This is a genomic window from Peribacillus sp. Aquil_B1, assembly GCF_022603275.1.
Lineage (GTDB): Bacteria > Bacillota > Bacilli > Bacillales > DSM-1321 > Peribacillus.
Genome location: NZ_JAKXEE010000001.1, coordinates 330,334 through 342,713 on the forward strand (window position 1 = coordinate 330,334; position 12,380 = coordinate 342,713).

10 protein-coding genes and 1 pseudogene are annotated in these 12,380 nt (G+C 44.2%); 7 read left to right on the forward strand and 4 right to left on the reverse strand.

Annotated elements, in window-relative coordinates; genetic code table 11:
• Positions 1-35: 35 nt before the first annotated feature.
• Positions 36-932 (forward strand): LysR family transcriptional regulator, encoded by an 897-nt coding sequence (locus MPH60_RS01625; RefSeq protein ID WP_241589199.1) that lies wholly within the window; start codon positions 36-38, stop codon positions 930-932.
• A 176-nt stretch (positions 933-1,108) separates the two neighbouring features.
• Positions 1,109-1,810 (forward strand): alpha/beta fold hydrolase, encoded by a 702-nt coding sequence (locus MPH60_RS01630; protein ID WP_241589198.1) that lies wholly within the window; start codon positions 1,109-1,111, stop codon positions 1,808-1,810.
• A gap of 42 nt (positions 1,811-1,852) precedes the next feature.
• Here the strand turns inward: MPH60_RS01630 and MPH60_RS01635 are convergent, their stop codons facing one another.
• Complete coding sequence (locus MPH60_RS01635; RefSeq protein WP_241589197.1) at positions 1,853-2,461, reverse strand: TetR/AcrR family transcriptional regulator; 609 nt, start codon at positions 2,459-2,461, stop codon at positions 1,853-1,855.
• 190 nt (positions 2,462-2,651) lie between these two features.
• Here MPH60_RS01635 and MPH60_RS01640 point away from each other — a divergent pair.
• Positions 2,652-3,409 (forward strand): annotated as a pseudogene (locus MPH60_RS01640) (SDR family oxidoreductase).
• A gap of 355 nt (positions 3,410-3,764) precedes the next feature.
• On the opposite strand, the gene MPH60_RS01645 reads toward MPH60_RS01640, so the two are convergent.
• From MPH60_RS01645 to MPH60_RS01655, 3 genes are all read right to left on the reverse strand, one after another.
• The gene (locus MPH60_RS01645; protein WP_063232459.1) at positions 3,765-4,466 is read right to left on the reverse strand and encodes a FadR/GntR family transcriptional regulator; all 702 of its coding nucleotides are present in this window, start codon (positions 4,464-4,466) and stop codon (positions 3,765-3,767) included.
• Positions 4,467-4,628: 162 nt separating this feature from the next.
• Positions 4,629-5,987, reverse strand: a complete 1,359-nt coding sequence (gene gudD / locus MPH60_RS01650) for a glucarate dehydratase (RefSeq protein ID WP_241589196.1) — start codon at positions 5,985-5,987, stop codon at positions 4,629-4,631.
• A 31-nt stretch (positions 5,988-6,018) separates the two neighbouring features.
• The gene (locus MPH60_RS01655; protein WP_241589195.1) at positions 6,019-7,380 is read right to left on the reverse strand and encodes an MFS transporter; all 1,362 of its coding nucleotides are present in this window, start codon (positions 7,378-7,380) and stop codon (positions 6,019-6,021) included.
• A gap of 321 nt (positions 7,381-7,701) precedes the next feature.
• Between MPH60_RS01655 and kdgD the strand changes: the two genes are divergently transcribed.
• From kdgD to MPH60_RS01675, 4 genes are all read left to right on the forward strand, one after another.
• Positions 7,702-8,634 carry a 5-dehydro-4-deoxyglucarate dehydratase gene (gene kdgD / locus MPH60_RS01660; RefSeq protein ID WP_241589194.1) on the forward strand — a complete coding sequence of 311 codons (933 nt, stop codon included), beginning with the start codon at positions 7,702-7,704 and terminating at the stop codon, positions 8,632-8,634.
• An 18-nt stretch (positions 8,635-8,652) separates the two neighbouring features.
• A complete protein-coding gene (gene gucD / locus MPH60_RS01665; protein WP_241589193.1) occupies positions 8,653-10,116 on the forward strand; it encodes an alpha-ketoglutaric semialdehyde dehydrogenase GucD in 1,464 nt (487 codons plus the stop codon).
• A gap of 59 nt (positions 10,117-10,175) precedes the next feature.
• On the forward strand, positions 10,176-11,711 hold the full coding sequence (garD, locus tag MPH60_RS01670; RefSeq protein WP_336275373.1) for a galactarate dehydratase: 1,536 nt from the start codon (positions 10,176-10,178) through the stop codon (positions 11,709-11,711).
• A gap of 163 nt (positions 11,712-11,874) precedes the next feature.
• Positions 11,875-12,327, forward strand: a complete 453-nt coding sequence (locus MPH60_RS01675) for a GNAT family N-acetyltransferase (protein WP_241589192.1) — start codon at positions 11,875-11,877, stop codon at positions 12,325-12,327.
• Positions 12,328-12,380 lie beyond the last annotated feature (53 nt).

The following is a 12,380-nucleotide window of genomic DNA, read 5'->3' on the forward strand; positions in this document are numbered from 1 at the left end:
TAATAGATTTAAATCTATGTGAAAAGAGTGGGAAAATGGAAATATTACAGCTCCAGTATTTTCAAACCGTAGCACGGCTGGAACATATGACGAAGGCTGCGGAACAACTTCAGATTGCTCAGCCATCCCTCAGTAAAACCATATCCCGGCTTGAAGAGGATTTGGGAGTCGCACTGTTCGATAGGGAACACCGGAAAATCAAGCTCAATGCAGCTGGACGAATTTTCTTGAACCGGGTCGAACGTGCTTTTGCGGAACTGAATGAAGGGAGGCGCGAAATAGTGGAATTAACAGATCAAGACCAAAAGAACATCACCTTGGCCGTTACCATTCCCAGGGTCCTGCCTGATTTATTGGGTGCATTTTTATCTCAATACCCGGATGTCCGTTTTCAACAATTCCTAAAATCCATATCATCCATGAAGCAGCTTCTAATAGAAGGAGAAATCGATTATTGCATATCATCCGTTCCGATTGAAGGCCCAGACTTAAAGTGGGAACCGCTGATCACCGAAGAAATATACTTGATCGTGCCTCCCGATCACCGGCTGGCAGGCAGGGAAAGCATTACACTTCAAGAAGTGAAAGATGAACCATTCATCAGTATGAACACAGGATTCGGATTCCGCAGCCTCACCGACCAATTTTGCCTCGAAGCAGGATTCGTCCAGCACATCGCCTTCGAAGGAGATGAACCAGCTGTCATCTCGGACCTTGTCAGAAAAGGGTTGGGAGTCGCTTTCGTATCCGAATTGACATGGCTTCATCAAACCGGATCATTATCCCATAAAATCCGAATAACTGAACCTGCTTGTCAAAGAACAATAGGGCTCGGCTGGTCAGAAAAACGCTACTTCACCCCAGTAGCCAAGCAATTTCGGTTATTTGTCATGGATTACTTCGCTGCCGCCAACTCCGCCAGACCAAGGTGAATAAATGTGGAGAAGGTCGAAATAACCGGAATTAAGACAGGAATGAATCGCTGTTAGGGCGAAATAATGGGTCAAGTCATAAAAAGTATAATTTAATTATCGTGAACATAGTATTTTAGGAGGTTTTCTTAAATAGATCGGATTTGACCAATTCCGATCCTGGGAGATGAATGGGGATGGAAATACGGGTTAATCAAATTGAATTGAATGGACACACGTTTCAATACCGGGAGAGCGGGGATGTTTCTGCACGGCCGCTAGTTGTTCTGCACGCGATGGGTAAAAGTGCAGAGTCATGGGATCAAGTGGCTGCCGGATTAGGAGGAAATTATCGCGTATTAGCTTTAGATCAACGTGGACACGGTGGGAGTGCGAGAACCAATACATACACATTCGAATTGATGTGCGATGATTTGCTTCATTTTGCGGATGCGCTTAATTTGGGGAGGTTTTCACTTATGGGGCATTCCATGGGGGGAACAGTTTCCTATCTATTCTCGCAAACTTTTCCTTCGAGGATAGATAGATTGATTGTCGAAGACACGCCTCCTCCTTTTTCGGATAAGCCAATGGAGGTACCTTCCAAACCTTCTGTTCCACTGCCGTTTGATTGGCAGGTAGTGCCTTCGATTCTACAGCAGCTTAATGAACCCGATCCCAATTGGTGGGCGCGCCTTACCGATATTATGATGCCGACGCTTGTTATAGGGGGCGGGTCGAGCCATATTCCCCAAAACAAATTGCAGGAGGTTTCCGAGCTTATTCCGAATTGCGAATTGGTTACGATAGAGGATGCCGGACACTTTGTCCATGAAGATAATTTACCAGCTTTCTTGGCTGCCGTAACAAGGTTTCTTTCCAAAGGACAGGTGCTTTAATACGCTTAAGAGGGTTGCCGATGCAGCCCTCTTATTCCTGCTTTAAAATGAATGGTTAATTTTAAAGACGGAATTTACCGATTTATTATTCAAAATTTCCAGCAACTGTTCAGCCATATAGTCAGCGCTATATTTAAAGCCAGTGTTGACCCATTCGATGATCATGCCTAATATCGCATATGCTTGGTAGCTGGAGGCAAGTTCTATATTGATCTTAGGATTCGGCAGGTAATCCTCCAGGTCCTCCAATGGAAGTTTCTTTAACTCATTACAAATCCGTTCCAGTAATGTAGGCCATGCATTCGATTTTAGGAGGAGGGTATAAATGTTTGCAAAGTTAGCTACATGTTCAAATATTTTGATGACTGAAGCCGTTAGTTCTTTGATGGTGAAAATTTCAACGTTCTTATAAGGTTCCCGGTAAGATATGATCAAATCGGCAATCACATCCTCCATGACCTCTTCAAGCAGTTCCTCTTTGTACTGATAGTGTTTATAAAATGTACCCCGATTAAGGTCGGCGAGTTCTACAATGTCAGTAATCGATATATCCCTGAAATCCTTATTTTGCATTAATGATATGAGGGATTCTTTCAAAGCCATTTTGGACTTCCTGATCCTTCTATCAACCCCAGTGTTATTATCAGTCATTTTCTTCACCCTTTGTTCGTTATTGTGCTTTTAATAAACAAAATGACCACTTTCTGTTCATTGTTCAACATCGAGGTCATCATTTGCTGATTGTATAAGCCTACTGAAACTAATTATACTATAAAGGAAGGTAGTTAATGAACACTTGTACAATAAGTATCACTTCACTAGAATGAATGGGGGAGTTCAAATGAAATTACAAGACAAAGTGGCAGTAGTGACTGGAGCAGCATCTGGCATGGGGAAACAAATTGCTATAGATTATGCTAGAGAAGGGGCTAAAGTCGTCGTATCGGATCTAAATCTTGATGGTGCGAACGAAACGGTAGAAGAAATAAAAGCGAATGGCGGTATGGCCTTTGCCATTAAAACGAACGTAGCGGTGGAGGAAGATATTCAACATTTGATCGATACCACGGTCAGTACGTATGGTACGGTGGATATTTTGGTGAATAACGCGGGCATCATGGATGGCATGGAACCTGCTGGAGACATTGAAGATTCTAGATGGGATCGGATTTTTGCCATTAACACGACAAGCGTCATGCGTTCGACTAGAAAGGTGCTGCCGATCTTTTTAGAAAAACAAAAAGGGGTCATCATCAATATTGCTTCTGCTGGGGGTTTGTACGGTGCTCGAGCAGGCGCAGCATACACTGCCTCAAAACACGCAGTCGTTGGGTTCACAAAAAACACGGGCTTCATGTATGCCAATGAAGGGATTCGCTGCAATGCTATAGCACCAGGCGGAGTTGAAACAAATATTGGTTCCAGCATGACGAATATAATGAGTTTGGCATCTCTCGCCAACAATTGGGTATGGCTATCAATCCACGCAATGGAAAACCTGAGGAAATCGCTAAAGTGGCTTTGTTCCTTGCTTCAGACGATTCAAGTTTTGTTAATGGTACAGTCATCACCGCAGATGCTGGTTGGAGTGCATATTAAGCACGTAAATTAAAAAAGAATGGTCAAGAACTTGGTGATTGATATATGCATTCCTGCCAGTAAGCAGGGATGCATTTTTTTTGAGTGGAGCATTGGATGGGGAATTTGGGTAGCCAGACAATTTTGCTAGAGGAAGTTTCAACCTCATTTCAATCGAAAGTGGATAAGCGGGGGCTGGATAGTTCGACTACTATCCAGTTTTTTAAAATAATTATGCTATCAATTGGATTTAAAAGATAAGTTGAACCCTGAAATCTTGGAAGCAAAATAGGTTCCCTGAAAAAATCCACTTTCCCTATGAAATTGGATCATCGAGTGATCCATTAGTTTGCTGCAATATCTCTCAAACGATATATTAATTGGCGTGAGAATATTGAAGGACTTTCTGCCGGACGTAATCAAGGTGCTTGTACATTTGGCTGAATGCTTCATGTGGGTCATGTGCTGCAAGTGCCGCATAGATGGCTTTATGATACTTCACAGTCAGTTCCCGCTCTCTGAATTGAATCAGGCTATTTATTTTATTATGAGTGATCAATAAGGAATCGATCATGCCTTCAATTATGGGATTGTTCGCACTTAAAGCAATGATCTTGTGGAATTCTTTATCGGCTTCTCCATAATCGTTGTCTTCACTATTGGCAATCGTGTCAATCGTAACTTGCAGTTTCTCCAGCTGTTCGTCCGTGATCTTCTCGGCAGCCATTGTTACCAGTCCCAACTCCAATGCCATTCGCGCTTCGATGATCGCTGGTAAATTATCCGTAGCCAGCGCCAGCATGACAGAGAATGGATGTGTACCGATTTTATCGTTAAAAAAGGTTCCTTCACGCGTTTTCCGTGTAATGACACCAAGTGTATCAAGTGCACTGAGCGCCTCACGTAAAACAGGCCGGCTTACTTCAAGTTCTTTCATAAGTTCCATTTCAGGAGGCAGTTTGTCGCCCGCTTTCATTTGTCCGCTGACGAGCAGATGCACGATTTGATCCACGACTTGTTGTGAAAGAGTGTTGCGATGTACCGATTGTACGCCTAGTTTCTTTGACGATTCTTCCATTGTGTAACCCCTTTTCTGTTAAATCCTATATGTATTCATACTGTAAGACTAATTATATAATATAATACACTTATTTGCATGTGAGGATAAGAAGACCTATGTCCAAAAAAAGTAAAATGCGCCGCTCTAAAGAGAGAGACGCACGCATTGTTGGAAAAAAAATCATCTCACAAGGCAAGGAGATTTTGGATTGAACTTCCATCCGGAAACCAGGTATTGCATAGCCATTGAATCATCACGGGCACCAAGTCCTTTTTGTTTATAAAGCTGATGTGCTTTCTCGATTTGTTCCATATCCACTTCTATTCCAAGTCCAGGTTTGGAAGGGACATCGACCATTCCGCCGACAATTTTAAAAGGTTCTTTCGTTAAACGCTGCCCATCCTGCCAAATCCAGTGGGTATCGATTGCAGTGATTTTTCCTGGTGCGGCTGCTGCAACATGTGTAAACATGGCAAGTGATATGTCAAAGTGATTATTGGAGTGTGATCCCCATGTCAATCCCCAGTCGTTGCACATTTGAGCGACCCGGACGGAGCCCTGCATCGTCCAAAAATGCGGATCGGCAAGAGGGATGTCCACGGATTGAAGTTGTATGGAGTGCCCCATTTGCCTCCAATCCGTTGCAATCATATTCGTAGCGGTTGGAAGGCCCGTTGCACGCCTGAATTCAGTCATGATTTCCCGGGCGGAAAAACCATTTTCCGCTCCGCATGGATCTTCCGCATAAGCTAAAACATGATGCTGATCCCGGCAAAGTTTAATCGCATCCTCAAGCAGCCAACCGCCATTTGGATCAAGCGTGATCCTGGCTTCAGGGAACCGTTCCGCAAGTGCCGTCACCGCTTCGATTTCTTCCTCCCCGCGTAAAACCCCGCCTTTCAATTTAAAATCATTGAATCCATAGCGAGAGTGGGCCGCTTCTGCCAAGCGGACAATTGATTCGGGTGTCAGCGCTTCTTCATGACGGAGGCGAAGCCAGTCATCTGCCGCTTCCGGTTCGCTTAAATAACCAAGATCTGTTTTATTGCGGTCACCTACATAAAATAAGTAGCCCAGCATTTCCACCTTATCACGCTGCTGTCCTTCACCGAGAAGGGCTGCGACAGGAACACCTAAATATTGGCCAACCAGATCAAGAAGTGCCGCTTCCAATGCTGTTACGGCATGAATGGCAATACGGAGATCGAACGTCTGGAGGCCGCGTCCTCCAGCATCGCGGTCCGCAAACTGCTTACGGATGGTATTCAGAATGTTGTTGTATGTCCCAATGGACTGGCCGACAACCAATTGTTTGGCATCTTCGAGTGTTTGGCGGATTTTTTCGCCCCCAGGAACTTCACCTACACCTGTATTACCCGCATTGTCTTTTAGAATGACAATATTCCGGGTGAAATATGGAGCATGGGCACCGCTCAAGTTCAGCAGCATGCCGTCATGGCCCGCAACTGGAATGACGCTCATTTCAGAAATTACCGGTGTGCCGATTTTTACATGATCCTTAAGTATTTGATTGTTCATAATTTTTCCCCCTACTAGAATATTTAGTTGACTATGACTTTAACTCTACACGTTTAATTTCACCAACCAGGAATAAATAACTTAAAATTGCGACAAGAGCATTGGCACATACAAAGACTAGCGCCCCATTGAACGACCCTGTCGTGGCAATGATATAACCGATGATGATCGGTGTTGTAATGCCGGCAATGTTACCGAATGTGTTGAAAAGCCCCCCGCTGACACCGGACATTTCTTTTGGGGAAGTATCGGCCACTACCGCCCAGCCGAGTGCCCCAAATCCTTTACCGAAAAACGCAAGGGCCATAACGAAGATGACAACCCATTCCGTATCTACATAGTTTGCTGCTACCAAGCTCATCGATAGAATCATTCCAACAACAATTGGGAATTTTCGGGCAACAGTCAATGAGAATCCCTTCCGTAACAGGAAATCCGAGAATGTTCCTCCGAGAATGCCGCCAAAAAATCCACAAATGGCGGGAAGGGAAGCGACGAGTCCAACTTCAAGAATGGTCATGCCCCTTTCTTGTACAAGGTACACAGGAAACCATGTCAGGAAAAAGTACGTTAACGTCGTAATGCAATATTGTCCGAGATAAACACCTAACAGCATGCGGTTTGATAAAAGCTGCTTAATATGATTCCAGTTGACGCCTTTCTTTTCCTCCTTATTTGTACTGCTTTGATCCATATTGATCAAAGCGCCGCCAGCTTCGATATATTCAAGCTCAGCTTTGTTGATACGAGGATGTTCCTTTGGGCCATAAATCGTTTTCAGCCAGATGAATGCAACGATGATTCCTAAAGCACCCATAAAGAAGAAGACGTATTCCCAGCCAAATTTATACGTAATGTAACCCATGATCGGTGCAAAGAGAACGGTTGCAAAATACTGGGCTGAATTGAAAGTGGCAGCCGCGGTTCCGCGTTCATGGCTTGGGAACCAGGTAGCAACGATGCGGCTATTGGCCGGGAAGGAAGGGGCTTCTGCCAATCCAACTAAAAAACGCAGCCCGAACAATACCATGACAGCTGTTCCGGCGGAACCGAAAAAACCGAGAAATCCTTGTAAAAGCGTAAAGGTAGACCATAACGTGATACTCCAAAAGTAAACCTTTTTTGAGCCAAAACGGTCTAAAAGCCATCCGCCTGGAATTTGTCCAGCTACATAAGACCAAGCGAAAGCGGAGAAAACATAGCCCATCATGACTGAATCGAGACCAAGCTGACCAGACATGTCCGTACCCGCGATTGATAGCGTCGCACGATCCGCATAATTCAGAGCAGTGACCAAAAAGAGCATAAAGACAATGAACCATCGTGTGCGTGTTTTTTTCTGGGCACTTGGCAGTTTAGGAGATGGTTGAAAAACTTTTTCTTCAGCGTTCATATACTCACTTCCTTAATCGTATTTAATTATAATTTTTATTTGATACCGCTTACAATGTTAATCGTTTCCTCCTTCGTGAAAATTCTTAATATTTAGTTTTGTCCAATGGTAAGACAAATAAAATTGTTTGTCAATGGCTTTTTTTTCGTGAAACTTTTATCATTTTGGCTCCTTAATTATCGTGTTTTTTTGTATATAGTAGAAGCAAAATTATTGAGGGTTGAAGTAATGCTATATTTTTCAGAAAATAAAAAAAATACGATTGACCATACAGTGTATTTGTCTTACAATAAAACAATAATACACAAGGGGGAATAAAAAATGAATAAGATTCGCAAGGCACCTAAAGGAATTCTCGGATTTCCCGTGGCACCATTCACAACGAGTAATAAGCTTGATGAACAAGCACTCGCCCAAAATATCCAATTTTTATTAGATGAGGGACTCGAGGCTATTTTCGTTGCATGTGCAGCAGCGGAATATCCTTCGTTAAGTAAAGAGGAATATGAAGCGATGGTAGAGGTAGCCGTATCCGTCACGGCTGGAAAAGTACCTGTATACACAGGGGTAGGCGGGAATATTCAAACTTCCCTCGAACTTGCCAGAATATCAGCGGATAGAGGGGCAGACGGATATTTAATATTACCTCCATATCTTGTTACTGGAGAACAGGCAGGTCTGGCGGCTTATTTCAAAGCCATCGCAGAAAGTACAGACTTAAATTCCATCGTATATCAGCGTGATAATGTGTCATTTTCACTTTCAACTTTGGAAGCGCTTGCTGAGGTCCCGCAGGTGGTTGGCGTCAAAGACGGTCTAGGCAATATGGAGTTGAATGGACTTCTTACACAAACGTTCGGAAAGCGTTTCGGCTGGCTGAACGGAATGCCGCTTGCGGAAGTTACCATGTCGGCCTACGTTCCACTTGGCTTTGACTCATATTCATCGGCGATATCCAATTACATTCCGCATATTTCACGAAAATTCTATAATGGCATTTTGAGCGGAGATCAAGAAACGGTCAATGAAATTTACCAACAGGTCATCATGCCAATCAACAACATTCGCCGTCAGCGAAAAGGATATGCCGTTTCTCTCATTAAAGCAGGTATGGAGATTATGGGAATGCCGGTTGGGCAAACAGTCAGATTACCAATTCTTCCGGTGGAAAAAGAACATTATGCAGAGATGCAAACGATATTAGAGAATGCTTTAAATCGTTTTCCAAAAGAAACACCAATTCAATCAATCTAATAAGGGTGGAGATTATATATGATAACTACAGTTCAAACAAAAACGTATCTTAACTATATTAACGGTGAATGGGTTGCTTCTATTTCAAATGAAGTTGAAAAGAGCTTAAACCCGGCAGATAAACAGGCAATTGTCGGATATGTACAAAAATCTACGAAGGAAGATTTGAACCTGGCTGTGGAAGCGGCAAAAAAGGCGAAAGACAAATGGCGCAAACTCGCTGGTTCAGAGCGCGGGGAGTATCTATATAAAGCAGCGCAAATTCTTGAAAAGCGGATCGATGAAATCGCAGAATGTGCAACACGGGAAATGGGAAAGACCTTTGCTGAAACAAAAGGGGAAACGGCACGCGGCATTGCGATCCTGAAATACTATGCAGGAGAAGGGATGCGTAAAGTGGGGGATGTCATTCCATCCACCGATAGTTCAGCGCTTATGTTCACGACGCGAGTCCCGCTTGGTGTTGTGGGCGTCATAACACCTTGGAATTTCCCAATCGCCATCCCAATCTGGAAGATGGCCCCTGCTCTCGTTTATGGGAATACGATTGTGGTGAAGCCAGCCACCGAGACGGCCATCACCTGTGCGAAGATCATGGAGTGTTTTGAAGAAGCCGGTTTACCGGCGGGTGTAATCAATATGGTCACAGGACCGGGCAGTGTCATCGGGCAGGGCATTGCCGATCACGAAGATGTAAACGGCATAACCTTTACCGGCTCAAATGGCGTCGGAAAAAGGATTGGACAAGCGGCGTTAGCACGCGGAGCGAAATACCAGCTTGAAATGGGCGGGAAAAATCCGGTAATCGTTGCAGCGGATGCGGATCTTAATCTGGCTGTAGAAGCCGTCATTACAGGTGCGTTCCGCTCGACGGGGCAAAAATGTACCGCGACAAGCCGTGTCATCGTTGCAGCTGAAGTTTATGAAGAGTTCAAGCAGCTGCTGGTGAAAGAAACGAAAGGCATTTCCATCGGGGATGGATTGGACAGTGGGACATGGATGGGACCATGTGCTAGCGAAAATCAATTGAATACGGTTCTTTCCTATATTGAAAAAGGCGTCGAAGAAGGCGCTGCACTTCTAATTGGCGGGAAGCGTGCTGAAGAAGGCCCTCAGGCAAATGGATTTTATGTAGAGCCTACGATTTTTGATAACTGCACGTCTGATATGACGATTGTACAGGAAGAAATTTTTGGTCCGGTGATTGCTTTATTGAAAGCTGATTCCGTTGAAGAGGCTCTGCAACTTGCGAACAGTGTGGAATACGGCCTAAGTGCTTCAATTTTTACAGCGAATATCAAACATTTGCTTTCATTTGTTAACGATATGGAAGCGGGTTTGATCAGGGTTAACGCCGAGAGCGCAGGAGTTGAATTGCAGGCGCCATTTGGCGGCATGAAAAACTCCAGCTCCCACTCCAGGGAACAAGGAGAAGCCGCAAAAGAGTTTTTTACATCCATTAAAACGGTGTTTGTAAAATAATAACCGGCCCGTGTCTTTAGTGGTGTCTGTTAGCTTTATTAGGATGAAGGAGTGGTAAAGTGGATACGAAAACGCAACTGACAGAGGTACCGCTTTATATTAAGGTAAATAAGATGGACAATGTCGCCATCGTAGTTAATACAGGGGGCTTGGATCAAGGAACCGTTTTCCCTTGTGGGCTTGAATTGAAAGAAAGAGTACCACAAGGTCACAAAGTGGCTTTAATGGATATAATCGAAAATGAAGCCATCATACGTTATGGGGAAATTATCGGTTATGCGGCTGAAACAATCAGTAAGGGGAGTTGGATTGACGAGTCGTTGGTGATACTGCCGGCTTCTCCAGATTTAAAGGCATTACCTGTAGCAAATGATATACCGAAAACTTTACCACCGCTTGAAGGGTATACATTTCAAGGATTCCGCAATGAAGATGGCAGTGTTGGAACCAAGAACATATTAGGCATTACAACTAGCGTTCAATGTGTAGTGGGCGTTCTGGATTTTGTCGTGAACCGGATAAAAAAGGAGCTGCTCCCGAAGTATCCCAATGTTGATGATGTTTTCGCCATAAATCACAACTATGGGTGCGGAGTCGCTATCAATGCACCGGAAGCGGTTATTCCCATTCGGACGATACAGAACCTTGCGAAACACCCGAATTTCGGCGGGGAAGCCTTGGTAGTTGGATTAGGATGTGAAAAGCTGTCTCCAATGAGAATAAATCCAAGCGGGGATGATTCAGATATCATTTCACTTCAGGATCAGCAGGGATTTGCGGGAATGGTCCAATCCATTATGGAAATGGCCGAGGAACGTTTAATCAAGTTGAACCGCAGGCAGCGGGAGACATTTCCGGTTTCCGAATTAGTCATCGGTACGCAGTGCGGAGGAAGTGATGCATTTTCTGGTGTGACAGCTAACCCTGCAGTAGGATATGCTACAGATCTGTTAGTTAGGGCAGGGGCAACCGTTCTATTCTCTGAAGTCACAGAAGTACGGGATGCGATTCACCTATTGACGCCTCGTGCAGTGAATGAAGAGGTGGGGAGAGCTTTAATAAGGGAAATGGATTGGTATGATAATTACCTTGCTTTAGGTGATGCCGATCGGAGTGCCAATCCGTCGCCTGGAAACAAAAAAGGCGGATTGGCCAATGTAGTGGAAAAATCATTAGGCTCCATTGCCAAATCCGGAAGCAGCCCCATTTCAGGCGTATTGGCTCCAGGTGAAAAAGCAACGGAAAAAGGGCTGGTTTTTGCAGCTACACCAGCCAGTGACTTTGTTTGTGGAACACTGCAGCTCGCTTCCGGTATGCACCTTCAAGTTTTTTCAACTGGAAGAGGCACACCTTATAATCTCGCAATGGCTTCCGTCATAAAAGTATCTACACGAAATACACTGACAGAGCAATGGAAAGATCTGATCGATATAAATGCTGGAACGATCGCTACTGGTGAAGCAACCATAGAGGAAGTTGGGTGGGAAATATTTCACCTTATTCTGGAAGTGGCCAGCGGTAAAAAGAAAACCTGGGCAGAGCATTGGGGCCTGCATAATGATTTGGCACTGTTCAATCCTGCGCCAATTACCTAATAATGATTTACAGGACGGACTTCCTTTTAATAGAGGAAGTTCGTCCTTTTTTTCTTTCAGAAAAGAGGACCGCCAGAATATTAGCAGAAGTTCTTAATGAACGATTGGTTTTCATCATGACGAAAAAAGGGTGATACTAAAAGTACATATCAGGAGGGATAGCATGGTCACATTCAGGAATGCGACAGTAAAAGATTTAAGTGACATAGTACAGATGCTTGCGGATGATGTTTTGGGGAGGGAAAGGGAGCGCTATGAAAATCCCCTTCCTGAAAGCTACCTAAAAGCATTTGAATCCATTGATGCAGATGGAAATAATGAATTGATCGTAGCATGTCTAGGTGAGGAAATCGTTGGGGTGCAGCAAATCACGTTCACTCCTTATATGACCCATCAAGGCGGCTGGAGAGCTACGATCGAAGGGGTTCGGACGGCATCTGCAGAACGGGGGAAAGGCATTGGAAGCAAGTTGATTCAATTTGCAATTGACCGTGCAAAGAAGCGGGGCTGCCATATCATTCAGCTCACGACCGATAAAAAGCGGGAAGAAGCGCTGCGATTTTATGAACGGTTAGGATTCAAAGCCACTCATGAAGGCATGAAGATGAAGCTTTAATTTACCGTCTTTTGCCCCCTTTTTCTGTGCACAGCAATTTTTATGGTATTTTA